Below are 20,647 nucleotides of genomic sequence, written 5' to 3'. Positions count from 1 at the left end.
ACCCATAAAAGAGATCTACTAATGGCTTCATTGTATAAAAACTCAGTGAGCGGAGTATTACAATTTATTTTTACATCTGTACTCACATTTGTAAGCATTCCGCTGTTCATTCAGAAGCTGGGTATTGAAGCTTATGGTGCTTTCTCGCTGATCACTTTACTGGGAAATCTTAACATCCTCGCCAATCTGGGGTTAAATGTTTCCCTGATCAAATTTATATCAGAACAAGGGAAAACACAGGAGTCGAATTACGATATCATTGTTTCATGTCTTATTATCGTTAGCGTAATCATTCCAATTAGCACGGGCGTTTTAATCGGCCAGACCTTTATCCTGAAAAACTTGATGGGTTTCTCAGCTGCACTGGCTGACCAGGTTAAAATACTGTATCTGTGCGTGGTCCTGGCAAATATCTTTTTACTTGTGGGTCAGCTTTTCGCTGCCGTGCTGGACTCCCAACAATATATTTATTTAAACAACATATTCCAGGGAATTTATAGCGCCCTTTATTGGGGTGGCAGCATAGCCGCCATCACCACAGGGTTCGGAATGACAGGTATTGGCGTTGCTATTCTCGGATCGGCTATTACCTGGAGTTTGCTGGTTACGGTCTACATGTTTAAAAAGTGGGGGGCACTGTCGGGCAGTGGATTATCAAAGAATGTAGGCCGAGTTATCCGGAAGCAGTTTGCTCATGCCAGTAAACTTTATTCTTCCAGTTTGATTAGCCTTTTTTTCGAGCCCCTTACCAAGATTATGGTGTCCAGAATGGTTGGCGTTTCTGAAGTGGGTTATCTGGAAGTTGCGTATAAAATCAGAACGCAGTTGTGGAGTCTGGTCACAAAAGCAACGTATCCGCTTTATCCAAAAATTGCCCTTGAAAATAATAGAGTGAAAGTGGCGCATTTGATTCTCAATTTTCAGGCGCTTATTGCGATTGGCCTTGCCCCACTTATTACGCTATTCGTTTTTTTACTAAAGGACACATTAATCCTGTGGATTGGCTCGACGAACCCCATTGTTATTAGCGCAGCCTTGTGGATATCCACCACTTATCTGGTCGGTACTATTGCAATTCCGGTCTATTATTATTTGATGAGCAAAGAGCATGCGGGCAAAACTCTGTGGTTGCAAAGCATCAATGTAGTAGTCAATTGCTTAATTATCTTTAGCAGCTATCGGATTCTAGGTGTTTTTAGCGCCGTCCTGGGAAATTCACTGGCCATCCTGTCGTCGTTGTGTCTCAGTTTGCTCATACAACAGAAATATGTGGAAACGGTCCAGATCAACTGGCGGGGATTTGGGAAACTCGTTATCATTTTTGTGGCCGGCTGCCTGCTGACGTATACAGGACAAAGTTACCTTCAAACGCCTTTGTTGCGGCTTGTAGTCGGTATGCTCATTATTGCGTTTTTTTACAGCACACTTGGGTATTTTCATGCACCGCAATTAATGCGCGTTTACAATCGGATTAAATAAAAATGGGTATGGGATTACTGCGAAAAATTGCAACCACATTGGGCGTTCAGGATGCTGTTGTAAATACATTTCATCCCGTGGATCAAACGATGTTACGAGGCCTTTTTTATAAAGCACATTTAAAGAAATGCGGATGGGCCAACAGCATCGGAAAGTACGTGACGTTATTGGGTAAAGAGTCCATTGAAATTGGAAGTTATTGTGGAATCAATTCATTTGTCCATGTCTGGGGGCACAAGGGTGTTGTTATCGGTGATCGGGTGATGATTGCATCGCACGTAGCTATCACCTCACTGACGCACAATTATACCGCCGAAAGTATGCGTTTCTCGGCTCCGCTAGGCGGCAAAATTATCATTGAAGACGACGTTTGGATTGGTAGCCATGCGATTATTATGCCGGGAGTTACGATTGGTAGAGGAGCGGTTGTTGGCGCTGGAGCTGTAGTAACCAAAGACGTACCGGCTTTTGCAATTGTTGTGGGAACGCCCGCACGAGTGGTTAAATACCGGCCTGTATCTTCGACTTACGCCTTCGTACCTGCCTTTTTATAAAAGCTATGTTAAAGGAAAAACTACGTCTACTTAAAGCTGCCTATGCTGAACAATCAGTCCGCTGGTATAGTCAATTTATGTGTTCGTGGATTAAATTCCGGTACCCTAATATCCAACTGGGCACCAATATCTGCTTTTACGGTAAAACGATATTTCGGGTTGACAAAACGGCCAGGGTATCAATCGGTGATAATGTTATCTTTCGTTCATCCACGGCTCATAATTTTGCAGGTATTACCAAGCCAGTATCTATTTACGTGGGCGAAAACGCTACACTTAATATTGGTGCAAACTCTGGACTATCAGGTGCATCAATCTATTGTTCAAAAGAAATTGTGATTGGAACCTACTGCAACCTAGGCGTTAATACCAATATCTGGGATACAGATTTCCACCCCCTTGATTATGAACTAAGACGCACGCAAATTGAAGGCGCTACCCAATCGCCGATTCGTATAGGAAATGACGTTTTTGTCGGTGCTAACTCAACCTTGTTAAAAGGCATAACGATCGGGTCCCGTGCGATCATCGGCGCAGCTTCCGTCGTAACTAAATCGGTTCCTTGCGATCAGATCTGGGCCGGTAATCCGGCACGATGCATCCGGGCAGTGGCTGTTTAAAAAGTTACTATTCAACGTTATGATCGGTCTTGTACTCTTATTGGTTGGTATCATTCAGTATCTGAAAGGAAGTTTTTTTTCTGCAATACTGATCTTTCTTTTCTTTGTGACGAGTGGATTTCAAGTCGTACCGGCGGCTGTAGTTCTGCTTGGCTTACCTGGCGCCGTTAAGCTATCCGATTTTGCCCTTGTTTATGTTATTGCCATTTCTCTGTCTTACTTTTCTTCCATAAGCGCTTATTCGAAAGAAGTTGGAGCCTACCGGCCTGTCTTACTCTTTCTTTCCTTCCTGCTTATTGAAGCCCTATATAGCGTTTTTGTTTTGGACTACAGCCTGGGAACCATCATTCGATCAGCCAGGAATTACTTGTTCGTTTTATCCTTTTTCATTTTCCTATTTGTACCCGCCGAAACTCTCCGGAGCGTGTTCAAGGTATTGATGGTTATTACACTACTTCAGTGCGTGGTTTATTTGGTCCAGATTCCGCTGAATCAGTCTTTTCTAACAATCGGTTTAACGGGCGGTGATAACATTTCGACTACCCTGGATGGCGATCAATACGTGCGGTATTATAATACACCCATTCTGCTAACCATTGCACTATTTTATTTCATTTTTATCCAGAATTATGATTCGCTGGCTTACAAAGCGATCGTTGTTTCTTTTGTTGTTATGACGGTGGTGGCTCCTATGCACCGCTCGCTGATCTTGATCAATAGCCTGATTATCCTGTACGGTTACGGATTGCTCGGAAAGATTCGGTTGAAAGATGTGGGCTACATGGTGGCGGCTTGCATGATTGGACTAACCATTCTGGCCAATACCGTAGTGGGCGACCGGATGGCCAGTGCACTGGATGACTTTCAGGAAGTTCAGCGGGCGTCGACGATTGATAAACTTCAAACGGAGCAGAATACGTTCGCCTACCGAATTGCTTTGTTTTATGAGCGCTTCGAGTACGTAGTCCGAACGCCCGAAAGCTGGTTTTTTGGCCTTGGTTTGTTAACGGAAGATGCGCCCCAGGCGAAAAAACTCAGTTTTACAGTGGGCTTAAAAAACGAATGGGATGAAATAACTCAAATTGATACAGGCGATAACCTGTGGCCGCTCCTTCTGGTTCGACTCGGTATTTTAGGCACGTTTCTGTATGCATTTGCTTTTGGGAAAGCCGCAAAATTTCTTTTTAAAAATCGCTTTTTCCCCCTTTCTCTGGTAGGCTTTTTGTTTATTATTCAGCAATTCCTTCTCTCGTTTACCAATACGGATATGTACTCTCACTGGTACTACGTCGTAGTTATGTTTTTTCTGGCACTTTCTGTTTTAGAATCACTGGCGGAGCAAAATAAGGTGGAGGATCATTCACCTATTCCAGTCCGCAATCATTAATAACACGAACCTATGGAAACTACTTTATTTCCAAAAGTAACCGTTATAACACCCTCCTATAACCAGGGGCAATTCATCGAAGCCACGATTCGCTCGGTTCTTGATCAGACCTACCCTAACGTTGAATACATTATCGTTGATGGTGGATCAACGGACGAAAGTATGGCTATTATCAACAACTACCGTCACCGGATTCACCGGGTCATTCACGAACAAGATCGGGGTCAATCGGACGCTATAAACAAAGGCTTTCGGATGGCCTCCGGCGAGTTGGTAGGCTGGATTAATTCCGATGACATTCTTTATCCCGACTGTATTACCAGAATCGTTGCGTTGTATAATCAGCATCCAGACGGTTCTATCTATTACAGCAATGTTCTCGATTTTATCAATGAACAAGGTAAGAAGCTGGAATTATATCAGGTCGATATTCCGGACCGGGCGTATTTATTGAATCAAAATTACAACGTTCTTCAGCCGGGTTCTTTTTATCCGAAGGAGCTCATTAACCGGGTTGGGTTTGTCAATGATTCGATTCATTACTGCATGGATCTGGATTTATGGCTCCGTTTATTAGAACACGGCCCGATTTATACCACGGCCCCCAAACCCATTGCGGGTTGCCGGCGCTGGGGAGCGACCAAAACCAGTACGGGCGGTCGCAAGTTTCTGCACGATATCCGTCGGGTTTTGCGGCAATACGGTTCATCCCCCTTGTCACCAAACCAGGCTCGTATTCAGTATCAGCTTTTTAAACACGTCGTAAAAGAAACGCTATCCCTGGCTTAAAATTCGGGCGTAGTTTCTCGCACTGAACCTTTGTCGATCATGGATCATCTCATCAAAAGTGACTTATACCGTTACGCCGGAGACACCAGCCTGTCCTCGTTTATCCGGAGTATGCGAATCCCGGGATTTCGGTATACGTACTTTCTGCGGAAGTGTGCCGTGTATGAAAAATACACCATACCTGGTTTTATCTACCGCTTGTTTTACCACCGCTACACGTACAAATACGGCTTTCAAATACCGCGTGAAACCACCATCGGAAGAGGATTTCAGATCAGCCACTTCGGGAGTATTGTAATTAACAGTAAATCCATAATTGGTAACAACTGTTACGTGTCACACAACGTGACCATCGGGCAGACCAACCGGGGCAAAATGAAAGGGTACCCAACGCTCGGAGACCGGGTGTGGGTCGGCGCCGGGGCCGTCATTGTCGGCAGTGTTGTCATTGGAAGCAACGTCCTGATTGCCCCCAACGCCTACGTCAATTTTGATGTACCCGACAACAGCATCGTTATGGGCAACCCCGGCCGGATCATTCCCAACCCCGACGCAACGCAGGAATACATTGTCAACATTGTGGAGTAACCGGCTACCATGTCTTACGGTTCTTCCCCAAGCAGATTTATTGAGATGAAGATTATACACATCAATTTCAGTCTGGAAACGGCGGGCACGGAAACGATGCTGGTGGATATCGTCAATGAGCAGAGCCAGCAGCATGAAGTCATCCTGGTTATCCTGAACGACGTATACGATATAGAGTTAATCAAAAAAATTGATTACCGGGTTCAGATTATCCTCATCGAACGACCCGCCGGAAGCCGCAATCCTTTTTACCTGCTCAAGCTGAATAACATTATTCGGAAACTGAAGCCAGACTGCATCCACTGCCACAACGAGCGGCTCGGCCGTTTGCTATACCGGGCGTCTTCGAGCTACCTGACGGTGCATGATACCCGGGTGCCGGCGGAAAACTTTGGCCGTTACAAAAAGCTGTTCGCCATTTCCCGCAGCGTGCAGGATGACATCCGGGAACGCACCGGCCTGGAAGCGGACCTGATTTACAACGGAGTGCCCGTCCACTCAATCAGGCCCAAAGAAGAATACGGTATGACTCCAGCTTTCCGAATCGTTCAAATCAGTCGGCTGGTTCACGAAAAAAAAGGGCAGCACATTCTTTTACAGGCTGTTAGCCAACTAATCGGCCCGTCCGGCAACCAAAATATTCACATTGATCTGATCGGTTCGGGCGAATCACTGGCGGAGCTGACGGCCCTGGTGGCGGAGCTGAACCTGCAGGACCACGTTACGTTTCTGGGTGCCCGCGACCGCAGCTACATCCACGAACACCTGCACGAATACCATCTGCTCGTGCAGCCGTCGCTCTTCGAAGGCTTTGGTCTGACAGTGGCCGAAGCCATGGCGGCCGGGGTGCCGGTGCTGGTTTCCAACATTGAAGGTCCGCTGGAAATTACCAACCAGGACGAATTTGGCTTCGTCTTTTCCGTAGGAGACGTGAACCACTGTGCCGAACAAATTCAGGCCATCATGGAGAATTATTCCACAAGCACCTTTCGGGAAAAAGTTGCCCGGGCCCGGCACCGTGTCCAGACCCAGTTCGACGTTCGCCGGACAGCGCATGACTATATGGCCGCCTATGAAATGCATTAATCAGCGTGTATGAAAAACTACTTGATTCCACAATCGATCGCCGAACGGGTTTTGGTGGTCGGCCCCAAACATATCAACTACGAGGGCGGTATTGGCTATCTGATCAACGTCTACTCCCGTTATTTTGAGGCATTTAAGTATGTAACCACCCACCGGCTGGCGAAGAACAAAGCCGCGTTGATTGTTTACTTCCTGGGGCAGTATTCCGAATTTCTAACGAAGCTCACGAAAGACCGGCAGATCAAAATCGTGCACATGCACGCTTCCTCCTACGGAAGCTTCTACCGGAAGCTCGTGCTGTTTCTGACCAGCAAATACCTGTTTGGCCAAAAAGTGCTTTACCACATGAACGGGTCGGAGTTTGCCATTTTCTACGAACAAAGCAACCCGGTTCAGAAACGACTGATCCGCTTTCTGGTCGAAAATGTCGATGTAGTCGTCTGTCTGTCGAAGTCGTGGGCGGATTTTTTCCGGCAGCACTTCCGGACCAAACGGCTGGAGGTTCTGCACAACATTGTTGAGAATAAGGCTCCGCAGACACCGGCTAAGCACAAGAAACCGGACGAACCCCTGAAAGTGCTGTTTCTGGGAGCTATCGGTGCTCGCAAAGGCGTGTTTGACCTGCTGGATGCAATCCGGCAAAACCGTGAGCAGGTGCAGGGTCGACTTCAGCTGGTTATCGGCGGCAACGGCGAAACCGAGCAGTTGGAGCACTACCTGAAAGAGCACCAACTGGAAGAAATTGTGTCTTTTGAAGGCTGGGTGACCGGCGATCACAAAGCGCGCTTACTCGCCGACTGCCACCTGTTTGTCCTCCCTTCCTACAGCGAGGGCGTTCCCATTGCCATTTTGGAAGCGATGAGCTACGGCCTGCCCATTCTTTCCACGCCGGTGGGCGGCACGGCCGAAGTGGTTCTCGAGGGCCTGAACGGGTATCTGGTTCAGCCGGGCGATAAAGTGGCTTTGTTCGATCGTCTGATGAAGTTTCAGCAGGACCCCACCCTGCTGGCGCAAATGGGCCGCGCATCCCGTCGCATCAGCCAAAATTACCAGCCCGACGCGGTGCTGCCGCAACTTTTACGCATTTACGAATCCATTCTTCGTTGAACTATGTCGCTTTCTACCTCCATCACCAGACCAACCTCATCCTACTTGCTGCCCCTGGACGGCATCCGGGCGATCGCCCTGATCATGGTGGTCCTCAGCCATTTCGGTCTGGGTCACATCATTCCGGGCGGTCTGGCCCTTAACTGCTTCTTTTTCATCAGCGGTTTTCTGATCACCCGGCTCCTGATTTCGGAACACAACCGGACCGGTACCATCAACCTGAAAAACTTTTACATCCGGCGGTTTCTGCGGCTTTACCCGGCGCTGCTCTTCATGCTGCTGATTTCCGTTTGTTTTATCGGGGCCATTGGCTGCGAATTTCACGCGCAGGAAATTCTGTCGAGCCTGTTCTATTACCGCAATTATTTTGTGATTTACTTGCGGCCAATCCAGCCCCTGGATTGCACGCTCATTCTCGATATTCTCTGGTCGCTGGCCGTTGAGGAGCATTTTTACATTGCGTTTCCGCTTCTCTTCGTTCTGCTGTTTCGGCACCGCCCGGCATTTCTCTGTTTCCTCACCGTGGGCGTCATCGGGATCTTGGCCTGGCGTCAATACCTGATGACGACCTACGGACCAACCGAACTCACCATCTACACCATCTACCACCTGACGGAAACCCGGGCGGACGCCATTATGTACGGTTGCCTGATCAGTCTGCTGGCGTACGGACCGACGGGCGCAGGGTTTATCCAGCGGGCAAACCACTCCATCAGCATTGGCCTGGCGTTTATCCTGCTGGCGATCAGCCTTTTTTACCGTGATCTGGCGTTCCGCGAAACGTTCCGGTATTCGTTCCAGGGCCTTGGTTTTTCCATTCTGGTGCCGGCGCTGCTCTTTCACCCGCGGCTGGAAAAACTCCGGCAGTGGTTCAGCGCCCCCTGGCTCCTGACCGTTGCGCAGCTCAGCTATTCGCTTTATCTGTTCCACTGGGTGGGCATCAGCATCGCGCGCTACCTGACGGGTTCCGAACGCATCACGGTTGAGTACCTGCTGATCGCCGTCCCGATCGGGCTGACACTGAGCGTAGTCAGTTACTACGGCATTGAAAAACGGATTCTAAAACTGCGGAAACATTACGGTTCCAACCTGAAGCCGGAATCCGCTCCTGACGCAACCCCGGCTTTGCAGCCGCAACCCATTCGCAGTTAATAACGGACTTTTTGCCAAGACGAAGTATGCTGTTCAATTCACTTCAATTTCTGGTCTTTTTCCCCATCGTAACAACCCTGTATTTTGTGCTGCCGCATCGGTTTCGGTGGGTGCTGCTGCTCGTAGCGAGTTGTTACTTTTACATGGATTTCATCCCGGTCTACATTCTGATTCTGATTTTCACGATTTTAATCGATTATTACGCCGGAATCCTGATAGAGCAGTCCACTGGAAAACGGCGCAAACAATACCTGGCGCTCAGCATCATTGCCAACGTTGGCGTACTGGCGGTATTCAAATACTATAATTTCTTCATCGACAACATCAATACCGTGCTCGGCGCGGTTGGTCAGAGCCAACTGGCCTACTGGCAACTCATTTTACCCATCGGCCTGTCGTTCCACACGTTTCAGGCCATGAGCTATACCATTGAGGTCTACCGGGGCAACTACCCCGCCGAACGGCATCTGGGATATTATGCCCTCTACGTGCTTTACTACCCCCAGCTGGTGGCAGGGCCGATCGAGCGGCCGCAGAACGTTATTCACCAGTTCAAGATCAAGCATGATTTTAACTACCAGAAAGCCGTCGATGGGTTGAAACTGATGGCGTACGGCCTGTTCAAAAAGGTGGTCATTGCCGACAACCTGGCGGCTTACGTCGATTCGTATTACGCGGGTGTACACACCGGTCCGGCAACCAATTCCCTGATTGCCATGTTTTTGTTCTCCATCCAGATCTACTGCGATTTTTCGGGCTACTCCGATATGGCGCTGGGGACGTCGAAGGTAATGGGCATTGAATTAATGAAGAATTTCAATTTCCCATACTTCTCGCATTCGATCACCGAATACTGGCGAAAATGGCACCTGTCGCTGTCTACCTGGTTTCGCGACTACCTGTACTTTACGCTGGGCGGCAACAAAAAACACAAATACCGCAACGTCTTTATCGTTTTCATGGTATCGGGTTTTTGGCACGGGGCCAACTGGACGTACATCATCTGGGGCGCTATTCACGGCAGTCTGCAAATTCTGGAAGATATTTTCAAAATCCGCCAAAACAAAGGTGTCATCGCTTTTCTGTACACGAACCTGCTGGTCACTCTGGCCTTTGTGTTTTTCCGGTCGCCCGACCTGACAACGGCTTTTCGCGTGTTTGCCAACACCGTATCTCCGCACTTCGACTGGCATAACCCGTTGCTATCGAAAAAAATTATGCTCGTAACGGGCCTGTTTATCCTCGCGGAATACGGGTTGAGCCACCGGGAGTATCTTGGCACCCTAAACACCCTGCGCAAACCGGTCCGTTACAGTATTTACTATGCCTTAATTCTGGCGGTTATTTTTCTAGGACGCTTCGGCGGTGGCAATCAATTCATTTATTTTCAATTCTGACGGCTATGAAACCGTTCTTTTCCAAACTTTTTTTTCACGGCACGCTCTGCCTGCTAATTGCGACGATCTTCCTATACGGTAGTTACGTTAAATCAACGGAGAGCCTAACACCGGACTTCCGGGAATTACCCACCAATTTTATTTCAAACTCGGTTTGCTTTAACAGCAAGCTCGAACATGCCAAAGCCAGCGGTAAACCCGCCGACGCCAACTGCCTGGTTCTTGGCTCATCGATTTCGCTGAACAACATTGACGCCGGACTTTTAAGCCAGAAAAATAAGCAAACGGTTTACAACTTTTCTTCCTGGGGGTTAAAGCCTTACCAGTCGTATCAGCTTTTAAAAAGTCTTGATCGAAAAATTGCGCCAAAACAGCTTATCATCGCTTTTAACAATACTGATTTTGGCCGCGACAACAAGCAAATAAGTTACGCTACGATTTATGATTTCATCTTTAATAATTCGCTTCTGAATCGGCTACAATGTTTCTTCGAGCATTTTAACATCCAGGATTTCGTGTCAGACTGGGCTTTACGATCCAATTTTTCCAGGCGCGACAATGTTTACCAATCACTACGGTTTGACGCGCACGGAAGTATCTTATTGAACGCACATAATTTTCAGTATTCAAAAGATATACAACCGTTGGTCTATCACGATACAACCGGCTATCCGGTTTTTCAGGCGGGAATTGATTCAATTGCTAATTTTTGCGCTAAACGCAATATCCAATTACTGCTTGTATACAGTCCCTGGAAGAAAGAAGTACTGACACCGGATAAAATTTCGGAAATTAAAACCGTTAGTAACCGGCTGGAAAACCGTTATAAAAAATCATTTCTGGATCTTTCTTCCCTCCCGATTGAATCCAGGTATTTCGTTGATGGCGGACACCTCTACAAAAATGGGGCAACGATTCTATCGGAGAAAGTAAGTAATTACTTACAAAAAGGTAAGATTTAAGGAATACTTCCGTTCTTTTATCTTAGGTAACCATTTCCTGAAACTACCTGAAAAAAAGTTTAAAATTGTGACTAAAGTCATAAGATTGGATTGATTATTGTTACCCTTTATGCGTATACGTTTACAACCTCAACACACTTCGTAAGCTTACGCTCATTAAGAAGTATCCCGGTAGTAACATCGTATTCAATGTAACTTTAATAATATGAAGTCTAGCTTTATAGTGCTATCACTATGCCTATACTGTCTGACAATACCGTCATTTGCGCAACGGGCTAATTATGGTAAATCAGTGCAGTATCACGCCGAGGCCGGTGTTCTGTTGTTCGATGGACAACAGACGCCGTTCTGGCTGAGGGCCAATCAAAACGGAACCGTCCCCGTCACCCAGCCGGCGGCCAGCCTGCGCCTTGGCGTGGCATCCGGCTACACAGGACCCACCACCCGGGTGGGCCAGACCAAACCAAAGCGCTTCGACTGGGGCTACAGCCTCGAAGTGGTGGGCAACACCGGCCGAACCAGCCAGCTCCTGCTTCCCGAAGCGTATATGAAGGCCCGTTACAGCTTTATCGAAGTCTACGCCGGTCGTCGGCGCGGTTCGGTCGGGCTGGTCGATACCAACCTGACGTCGGGCGCCTATAGCTGGTCGGGCAATGCCCTGCCGCTGCCCACGGTACAGATCGGTACGCCGGACTACGTTTCCCTGGGTTTTCTGAAACATCTAATTGCGTTCCGGGCTTTCTACAACCACGGCTGGTTCGAGAACGACGGCAAAAAAGTTACTCACTCCTATCTCCATCAGAAAGTTCTGTACGTTCGCCTGGGCAAGCCTTCCTGGAAAGTAAAATTATTCGGGGGCTTCAACCATCAGGTTCAGTGGGGCGGTTACTCGACCAGCCTGGATAACACCATGGCCAACAACGGTGTGCTGCCCCACGACCTACAAAGCTACATTTTCATGGTAACCGGCTACCGGCATCCCAACGAAAAAAACACTTCGCTTTCGGCGTTTGAAAACAACCGCATTGGCAACCACCTGGGATCGGTTGACCTGGGCATGACGGTCGATCTGGGCCACTACAACGTCTTTGCTTACCGGCAAAACCTCTACGACGACGGTTCGCTGTTTCGCCTGACCAACATCCGCGATGGCTTGAACGGCATTCGCCTGCGGAACAACCGGCCCACCCACGCGCTTTTCTCGATCCGGGAAGCACTCGTGGAATATCTGTACACCAAGAGCCAGGGTGGGGCAATTGTTGCCATGATGCCAGCCTTGTTGGGAAGGGATAATTACTTCAACAATTCGCAGTACATCGACGGCTGGATTTACAAACAGCGCGCCCTGGGTACGCCTTTTCTGACACCCGGCACCGAAGTGCGTCCCGGCTTGCCCAACGGCGCCATTGCCAACAACCGGATTTCAATGCTCCACGTCGGGCTGACGGGTCAGCTGGCGCAGGTGCAGTGGATGACCAAGATCTCGTTCAGCAACAATTTCGGTACGTACGACGCCCCTTTCCCCGACCAGACCACGCAGCTGTCTGCGCTTCTGAATCTGGCCGCTCCGGTCACCTTGCCGGTTCTCGGTCCGGTCAGTCTGAACTCGTCGCTGGCCCTTGATCGCGGGAAACTGCTTCCCAGTTCCACCGGATTCTACCTCGGTTTACGCAAAACGCTGACCCACCAACCCCGCACGGTAGCAACCCTCGACCAACCGAAATAACGATATCCACACCATTTTTTCCCTATCAACAATCAGGCTTGGCCCTGACCGGAACCGTATTGCCCAATGAAAATCGAAAATCAATATAGCTGGCTTTACTACCGCATGCGGGCGATGTCGGTTCCCGAGGTCATGTACCGGGTGCAGCAGTACGCCCAGAAGCAGACGGACAAGCAGCGGATGGACTGGCAGCCCTGCGTTGACCTGAGCTGCCTGCCCAAGCCCATCCTGCCCGTCGGGTCGGTTAGCGCGCCAGCCTGGAACATGAAGCAGGAAATTTTTGAACACCAGCTCGACTACAGCCAGCCCATCGACTGGCACCTGGACCTGGACAGCCGCAAACGGTTTCCGCTGGAATACGCCAAAACCATCGACATCCGCACGGGCGAAATGGGTAGTGCCAAATACGTCTGGGAGGTCAACCGGCTCTTGTTTTTACCCCGCCTGGCGCTGCAGTACCGGGCAACGCAGCAGCCCGAATACCTGCGCCGGTTCGTGGAAATCTGCGAATCCTGGGTCACGGAAAACCCGTACCTGCGCGGGATCAACTGGTACAGCAACATTGAGGTCAACATCCGGCTCATCAACTGGTTTATCTGCTGGAACATCCTGGACGCATCGACGCTGGCCGAGCGCCATCCGGAGTTCCGCCAGTTTGTGTTTACCCACTGGCTACCGTCCATTTACCAGCACTGCGTCTACAGCCGGGCAAACCCGTCATTTCACTCATCGGCCAACAACCACCTGGTCGCCGAATACTGCGGTCTTTTCGTGGCCAGTTCGTTCTGGCGGTTTCCGGAATCGGCGGCCTGGAGCGCCTACGCCCGGGCCGGACTCGAATGCGAAATTCAGCAGCAACACAGCTCGCTGGGCATCAATCGGGAGGAAGCCGCCGAATACATCCAGTTTGTTACAGACTTTTTTCTGATTGCCTACGTGAGTGGCTTTCACCAGAAAAAGCCGTTCTCCGACGCCTATAGCCAGCAATTGCTGAACATTTTCTCCTACATCGCCAATCTGCTGGACCAGAACGGAAATTTTCCGCAGTACGGAGACGACGACAACGGAAAAGTGCTGATGCTGGAAGACCGGACGCCCTTTAACAATTTCCGGTCGCTGCTGACATCGGCGGCCACGCTGTTCAAAGTGCCTCTATTCAAGCAATACGCGCAGGGCTACGACCTGAAAAACCAGCTCTTTTTCGGAGCCGAGGGCCAGCAGCAGTTCGACGCAATCCGCCTGACCGACCAACGGCTGGAAAGCCGCTTATTTGCGGAAGAAGGGCATTTTATTCTGCGGAAGCAGGAAGAACCCGGGCAGGAAATTTACCTGCACTTCGACGCGGCTCCGCTGGGCTACCTGTCCATTGCAGCCCACGGCCACGCCGATGCGCTGTCGTTTATCATGCACCTCGATGGCCAGCCGTTTTTCATTGATCCGGGTACGTACATCTACCACACGGATTCGGCCTGGCGCCGGTATTTCGTCAGTACCCGGGCGCACAACACGGTTTGCATCGACGGTCAGAATCAGGCGTTTCAGGCCGGGGATCTGCTCTGGCTGAACCACTACCAGACCACGGTAAAACGCGCGCAGAGTACCGAGGAGCAGGATGAGGTGATTGCCAGCCACAACGGCTACGAGCGCCTGGGCTGCGAGCACGAACGGGGCATCCGGTTTCTGAAAACCAACCGGCAGATCTGCCTCAGCGATCAACTCGTCAACCGGCAGAAGATAACCCGCACCGTTGAAGTCCTGTTTCACCTGGCGCCGGACGTCCGGGTGGCCGAAGCGGGTTTTAACCAGTACCGTCTCTCCCACCCCGCCGTCAAGCGGTCAGTCCTGCTGACGATCGATCCGGAGCTGGCGGTTAGCGTGGCCCGCGGACAAACCGAGCCGGTCAAGTTTGGCTGGTATTCGGGCCGATTTTATCATAAGGAACCCACAACGGCTTTTTGCGCCCGCTTCACGTTGCCGGGCAAAACGACCGCCAATTTCTTTCATCAGATAACCATTCTTTCGTAATACAACACGTCTATGAATATCAGCATTTTCGGATTAGGGTACGTCGGCTGCGTCAGCCTGGGCTGCCTGGCCCAAAACGGCCACCAGGTCGTGGGCGTCGACATCAACACCACCAAGGTAAACCAGATCAACAGTGGCCGGGCCACCATCGTCGAGAAAGACATCGACACCATCATTGCCGAGCAGTTTGCGCTGGGCCGGATTCGGGCCACCTCCAGTTATTACAAAGCCGTCATCGAAACCGACCTGTCCATCATCGCCGTCGGGACGCCTTCGACCGACAAGGGCCACCTGAACCTGAGCTACCTTTTCAGCCTGGCCGACCGCATCGGGAACGTCCTGCAGGAAAAAGATACGTTTCACGTGCTGGCCATTCGCTCCACGGTAACGCCGGGAACCTGCGACCAGATTGCAGCCCGGATCGAATCCAAAACCGGTAAAGTCCGGAACGTGGATTTCGCCGTGGTCAGCAACCCCGAATTTCTGCGCGAAGCCACCGCCGTTCACGATTATTACCACCCCCCGCTGACCATCATCGGCACCGAATCGGATCGGGCTGCGGCCATGCTCCGGAGCCTTTACGAAGAACTGCCGGGCCAGATTCTGGTGACGTCCACCAAAACGGCGGAAATCATGAAGTTTGTGAACAATACGTTTCACGCGCTGAAAATTTCCTTCGCCAACGAGGTGGGCAACATCTGTTCCTCGATGGGGATCGATTCGCACCAGGTGATGGATATTCTTTGCCAGGACCGGCAGTTGAACATTTCCGATTATTACCTCAAGCCGGGGTACGCTTACGGCGGCTCGTGTCTGCCCAAAGACCTGAAGGGGCTGCAAACCCTGGCGCACGACCTCTACCTGCAGGTACCGCTGATCAATAGCATTCACCACACCAACGAAATTCAGAAGCAACGGGCCATTGCGCTGCTGATGAAGTACAGCCACCGAAAAATTGGCTTCCTGGGCCTGGGGTTTAAAGCCGGTACCGACGACCTGCGCAACAGCCCGGCCGTCGAGCTGGTCGAATCGCTGCTGGGCCGGGGGTTTTCGCTGAAAGTCTACGACCGAAACGTGCAGATTTCGAAGCTGACGGGCGCCAACAAAGAATACATCGAGCAGCGGATTCCGCACCTGGCGCAGTGTATGGTGGAGGAAGGTCAGGACCTGGTGGACTGGAGCGATGTGCTGGTGGTGTGTACCCGGGAAGGTGAATTTGCCGCCCTGCTGGACAACACGTCCAACAAAACGATCATCGACCTGATCAACCTGCCATTCGACAACAAAGCGAGCCATCAGTACGTGGGCATCAACTGGTCGCCGGGTGTGGAGTCACCGCACAGCTACGCTTTTATCTAATTCTCATGTCCTACCGCACCCCGTACCGCCATGAACCCTTCTAATTTCGTCAACAAACACGTTCTGATCATCGTCGAAAACCTGGCTGTTCCGTTTGATCGCCGGGTCTGGCAGGAAGCGACGGCTCTGAAAGAGAGCGGTGCAGATGTCAGCATCATTTGCCCGACCATGCCGGGCTACACCGCCCGCTACGAACACCTGCAGGGAATCGAAATCTACCGGCATCCGTTGCCGCTGGAGGGCGACGGCGCGCTGGGGTATCTGATGGAGTACAGCACGGCCCTGTTCTGGTGGTTTTTCCTGAGCCTGAAAATCTACCTTCGCAAACCGTTTCACGTCATCCACGGCTGCAACCCGCCGGACCTGATTTTTCTGACGGCGCTACCGTTTAAGCTCCTGGGTGTCAAGTACGTATTTGACCACCACGACGCCAATCCGGAGTTGTTTATTGCCAAATTTGGCCGCAAGGGCTTCTTTTATTACCTGATGCTCTGGCTGGAAAAGGCCACGTTCAACGTAGCGGATTTCAGCATTGCGACCAACCTCTCCTACCGCGACATTGCCCTCGGGCGGGGCGGTATGGATCCGGAAAAGGTAACCGTGGTTCGCAGTGGTCCCGACCTGGAGCGCATGAAAATCCGTCCGGCTAACCCGGTTCACAAAAAAGGCCGGAAGTACCTGGTTGGCTACCTGGGCACGATTGGCGAGCAGGAAGGCGTTGACCTGCTGCTGGAAGCCGCCCGCCAGATTACCCAACAGCGGCAGGACGTGCAGTTTGCAATCATCGGGGGCGGCACCAGCCAGGAAGCCATGAAAGCGCTTTCCCGCCAGATGAACCTGGAGCAGTACGTCGATTTTTACGGGCGGCTGGCCGACGAGCCGATGCTGGACGTACTGAATACCGCCGACGTGTGCGTCAACTCCGACCGTCCCACGGAAATGAACGCCATTTCCACCATGAACAAGATCATGGAGTACATGGCCCTGAAAAAGCCGATCGTCCAGTTCGACCTGAAAGAAGGGCGGTTTTCGGCCCAGACGGCTTCGCTGTACGCCGACCACACGCAGCCGGGCGATTTTGCCCAAAAAATCCTGGACCTGATCGACAATGAGCCGCTTCGGGCGGAAATGGGAACCTTTGGCTATCAGCGCGTTATCAACCATCTCTCCTGGCGGTACGAGCGCCAGAAACTGCTGAACTTTTACAATACCGTGCTGGCAACCAGGCCCCGGCCGTCTTTCTTTTCCTCTGTTCTACGCCTTTTCTCCGTGTCGCCCAAACCCGGAAAAGCAATCTCAAAACTGTAAAACCTATGTGCGGTATTCTGGGAAGTGTCAACATTGCTCTTTCGGAGAAACAACTCGACCTGATTGGTCACCGCGGCCCGGACGGCTACGGCCTGAAAGAACTGAACGTTCGGGAAAACCGGGTTTACCTGGGTCACCGGCGGCTGTCGATCGTGGACCTGAGTCCGGCGGGTGCGCAACCCATGCACTCGCCCTGCGGCCGGTACCACCTGTTGTTCAACGGGGAAATTTACAACCATCAGGTGCTACGGCGGGAGCTGTCTACGGTTGCATTCCGGGGCCACTCCGATACCGAAACCATCCTGTATTACCTGATGCAGCACGGGATTGAGGGTGTCAAGGCGTTCAACGGTATTTTTGCGATTGCCTTCCTGGACACCCACTCGGGCAAGCTGTGGCTGGTTCGGGATCGGTTCGGGGTAAAACCGCTGTATTACCACCAGCGGGGCCATCAGCTCGTGTTTTCCTCCGAAATCCGGCCGATTGCCGATACCGTATCCTTGTCGCTGAACCCCGAAGCGCTGGCCGTTCTGCTGCGGTTGCGTTACAATCCTTCGCCCGATACGCTCTACAACGAGGTCAACAAGCTGCGGCCGGGGCACATTGCGGAGTACAACCTCCGCACGGGGTCCTTCACAGTTTCTCCGTTTCACCAGCGGCAGCCCCGGACGACCCTGCGCATACCGTTCGCAGAAGCCGTGGAAGAATACGGGCGTCTGGTAGAAAACGCCATCAAGAATCAACTGATGTCCGACGTGGAGGTGGGTGTGCTGCTGAGTGGCGGTATTGATTCGGCCATCGTTGCGCATTTTGCCGCCAAACATTCGCCCCACCACCTGAAAGCCTTTACGGTGGGGTACGCGGGAAAAAGCCGGCAGAACGAAATCGAACCGGCGCAGGCAACGGCCCGGGCGTTGGGTCTGGAACACCACACGACGGTTTTATCCGAAGAAGAGTTTCAGAAAAACCTCGCGCGCACGGTCGGAATCATTGAAGAACCGTCGGCCACCACATCCATTCTGCCCATGTACCACCTGTGCCGGCTGGCGTCGCGCCACGTCAAGGTTGTGCTCACGGGCCAGGGGGCCGACGAACCGTTGGGCGGCTATTTCCGCTACCAGAACGAGTTGCTGTACGAGAAGCTCCCCGCCCCGACCCTGCTGTCGAAATGGCTGTCGAAGGTGCCCGCCCTCACCAACCGGGAGGAAACCCGAAGGGCGCTGATGTCCTGGCGCGAATCCGATACCGTCAAACGGTTTGACGAGTCCTACGCGGTTTTTACCAACCGCGAAATTCAGCAACTGACCGGCATTTCCGAGTCCCGCGCGCAGGAGTACATCCGGTATTACTACGAACTGATGCAGGGCGAAACCAGCGTGCCGGTGGAAGCCATGATGCAGAACGACCTGTACATGAATTTGTCCGACGACCTGCTGAACTACACCGATAAGTTGTCGATGCATTTCGGCCTGGAAGCCCGCGTTCCGTTTCTGGACAACGAACTGGTCGATTTTATCAGCTGTCTGCCGCGCGAATACAAGCTGAGCCTGGGGCGCACCAAGATTATCCACAAGGCGTTTGCGCAGTCAATTTTGCCGGATTCCATCGTCAACCGCCGGAAAAACGGTTTTGAATCCCCCGCCCAGCAATGGTTAAAGGGAGCCTCGGGCGACACGTTTCGCCGGTTGCTGGTGAAACCCACCACGGCCTTCAGTCAGGCTATCAACACCCGGGCCGTCGACCAGCTTTTTGCCGATCACCAGCAGGGCGGCCACAACCGGGAGAAACAATTGTTTGCGTTGCTGTCGGTGTACTGCTGGATGGAAAAACAACCGCAGACGACGGCGCTGGCGGCCTGAAGGAATTTTTAAAATTAAACAGTCCTACCTATTCCATTTTTTACAGTCTCTTACTTCCATGGTTACCTATCATGATAGCCAAGTCGGTGAGTTTTTGCAGGAAAAAACCACGGTACAAACCGATGCGTATAGCGGCAAGCGGATGTTCGACATTCTAGTTTCCAGCCTGGTTATTCTTTTGTTTCTGAGCTGGCTGCTGCCCCTGCTGGCGGTTTGCGTAAAACTGACTTCTCCCGGACCGGTCTTCTACCGGCAGATGCGCACGGGCCGCCGAAACCGTCCGTTTTACTGCTACAAAATTCGCACGATGGTGTCCTGCGAACAGACCAAGTTCCAGCAGGCCGTTCCGAACGATCCGCGGATTACCTCTTTAGGCAAATGGCTGAGAAACAGCAGCCTGGATGAACTGCCGCAGTTTTTCAACGTTCTGCTGGGCGACATGAGCCTTGTGGGGCCCCGCCCGCACGCGGTTATGCACGATGCCATGTACTGGACAACGATGCCCAATTATCCAAAGCGGTATGCAAGTCTGCCGGGCATTACGGGGCTGGCCCAGGTTCGCGGTGCCCGCGGAATGACCGATTGTGACTCCAAGATGCAGCACCGGCTTCGTTATGATCTTTTTTACATTAAAAAGCAGTCGTTTCGGCTGGACGCTCAAATATGCTGGTGGACCATCGGAGCGCTGGTCAAAGGAGATAAGAACGCCATTTAATTCATTTGTACTGAGCCGTCAGATCATTAACAGATCGCACTCAATAGTAAGCAGCGAAAAAATGGGGGTTTATCTGACACGACTTGCTTTGTCGTGAAATAATTAGCAAGGTTTTTGACTATAAAGTATTTGCAAAATATAATCACATTGAAAAGCAGGAACTTGGTAGGCAAAAGACAAAACTATTTATAACAGAGCGATCCTTTTTTTGTTATAATATCCAAAGTTTAATTATTTTTCAAGTCCCACCTCATTGGGTTCGATGCTAACTAAAAGAGAAAGTGTGGAAGTATATAATTAATCTTAATTGATAATCTATGGCTTTGTATATCATTGTATACGATGTCACGATCAAAGACGTTGCGCTCAATACAACTCCGAATGGACGGATTCAGTACTTTCAATCGTATGAGGAAGCCGTTAAGTTTGCGGAGGAAAATCAACTTCGAGATTACGACGTGTTCAAAAAAGAATCGCCTAAAATTCTTAAAAAGAAGTCCTGACGATTCCACAATTCCATGCGGGTGAGATGCC

Annotated in this window: 17 protein-coding genes and 1 pseudogene; all 18 read left to right on the top strand. The window is 51.0% G+C overall.

Annotation, left to right across the window (positions count from 1 at the left end):
* Positions 1-21: 21 nt before the first annotated feature.
* Positions 22-1,479 carry an oligosaccharide flippase family protein gene (locus tag OQ371_RS20440; protein WP_265990188.1) on the top strand — a complete coding sequence of 486 codons (1,458 nt, stop codon included), beginning with the start codon at positions 22-24 and terminating at the stop codon, positions 1,477-1,479.
* 356 nt (positions 1,480-1,835) lie between these two features.
* A pseudogene (locus OQ371_RS26375) lies at positions 1,836-1,991 on the top strand (DapH/DapD/GlmU-related protein); the annotation flags it as partial.
* A gap of 47 nt (positions 1,992-2,038) precedes the next feature.
* Positions 2,039-2,653: an acyltransferase gene (locus OQ371_RS20430; protein ID WP_265990187.1), complete on the top strand. Its 615-nt coding sequence runs from the start codon at positions 2,039-2,041 to the stop codon at positions 2,651-2,653.
* Positions 2,654-3,092: 439 nt separating this feature from the next.
* Positions 3,093-4,040 (top strand): hypothetical protein, encoded by a 948-nt coding sequence (locus tag OQ371_RS20425; protein WP_265990186.1) that lies wholly within the window; start codon positions 3,093-3,095, stop codon positions 4,038-4,040.
* Positions 4,041-4,052: 12 nt separating this feature from the next.
* The gene (locus OQ371_RS20420) at positions 4,053-4,829 is read left to right on the top strand and encodes a glycosyltransferase family 2 protein (RefSeq protein ID WP_265990185.1); all 777 of its coding nucleotides are present in this window, start codon (positions 4,053-4,055) and stop codon (positions 4,827-4,829) included.
* Positions 4,830-4,868: 39 nt separating this feature from the next.
* Positions 4,869-5,417: a serine O-acetyltransferase gene (locus OQ371_RS20415; protein ID WP_265990184.1), complete on the top strand. Its 549-nt coding sequence runs from the start codon at positions 4,869-4,871 to the stop codon at positions 5,415-5,417.
* Positions 5,418-5,462: 45 nt separating this feature from the next.
* Entirely contained in the window at positions 5,463-6,503 is a 1,041-nt protein-coding gene (locus tag OQ371_RS20410; protein ID WP_265990182.1) for a glycosyltransferase, read from the top strand.
* Between the two features lie 9 nt (positions 6,504-6,512).
* A complete protein-coding gene (locus OQ371_RS20405; protein WP_265990181.1) occupies positions 6,513-7,610 on the top strand; it encodes a glycosyltransferase family 4 protein in 1,098 nt (365 codons plus the stop codon).
* A gap of 3 nt (positions 7,611-7,613) precedes the next feature.
* Positions 7,614-8,762, top strand: a complete 1,149-nt coding sequence (locus OQ371_RS20400; protein WP_265990180.1) for an acyltransferase family protein — start codon at positions 7,614-7,616, stop codon at positions 8,760-8,762.
* A gap of 26 nt (positions 8,763-8,788) precedes the next feature.
* The gene (locus tag OQ371_RS20395) at positions 8,789-10,159 is read left to right on the top strand and encodes an MBOAT family O-acyltransferase (protein ID WP_265990179.1); all 1,371 of its coding nucleotides are present in this window, start codon (positions 8,789-8,791) and stop codon (positions 10,157-10,159) included.
* A 602-nt stretch (positions 10,160-10,761) separates the two neighbouring features.
* Positions 10,762-11,121, top strand: coding sequence for a hypothetical protein (locus tag OQ371_RS20390; RefSeq protein ID WP_265990178.1), 360 nt, complete (start codon positions 10,762-10,764; stop codon positions 11,119-11,121).
* A 292-nt stretch (positions 11,122-11,413) separates the two neighbouring features.
* Positions 11,414-12,847, top strand: a complete 1,434-nt coding sequence (locus OQ371_RS20385; RefSeq protein WP_265990177.1) for a capsule assembly Wzi family protein — start codon at positions 11,414-11,416, stop codon at positions 12,845-12,847.
* Positions 12,848-12,913: 66 nt separating this feature from the next.
* Positions 12,914-14,872 (top strand): alginate lyase family protein, encoded by a 1,959-nt coding sequence (locus tag OQ371_RS20380; RefSeq protein WP_265990175.1) that lies wholly within the window; start codon positions 12,914-12,916, stop codon positions 14,870-14,872.
* Between the two features lie 12 nt (positions 14,873-14,884).
* A complete protein-coding gene (locus OQ371_RS20375) occupies positions 14,885-16,231 on the top strand; it encodes a nucleotide sugar dehydrogenase (protein ID WP_265990174.1) in 1,347 nt (448 codons plus the stop codon).
* Positions 16,232-16,261: 30 nt separating this feature from the next.
* Positions 16,262-17,539, top strand: coding sequence for a glycosyltransferase family 4 protein (locus OQ371_RS20370; RefSeq protein WP_265990172.1), 1,278 nt, complete (start codon positions 16,262-16,264; stop codon positions 17,537-17,539).
* 5 nt (positions 17,540-17,544) lie between these two features.
* Positions 17,545-19,398: an asparagine synthase (glutamine-hydrolyzing) gene (gene asnB / locus OQ371_RS20365; protein WP_265990171.1), complete on the top strand. Its 1,854-nt coding sequence runs from the start codon at positions 17,545-17,547 to the stop codon at positions 19,396-19,398.
* A gap of 58 nt (positions 19,399-19,456) precedes the next feature.
* Positions 19,457-20,113, top strand: coding sequence for a sugar transferase (locus tag OQ371_RS20360; protein ID WP_265990170.1), 657 nt, complete (start codon positions 19,457-19,459; stop codon positions 20,111-20,113).
* A gap of 317 nt (positions 20,114-20,430) precedes the next feature.
* Positions 20,431-20,616 carry an ETC complex I subunit gene (locus tag OQ371_RS20355; protein ID WP_265990169.1) on the top strand — a complete coding sequence of 62 codons (186 nt, stop codon included), beginning with the start codon at positions 20,431-20,433 and terminating at the stop codon, positions 20,614-20,616.
* Positions 20,617-20,647: the final 31 nt, after the last annotated feature.

Source organism: Larkinella insperata, assembly GCF_026248825.1.
GTDB lineage: Bacteria > Bacteroidota > Bacteroidia > Cytophagales > Spirosomataceae > Larkinella > Larkinella insperata.
Note: the sequence above shows the minus strand (reverse complement) of the source record. Positions and strands in the feature narration are given on the sequence as shown.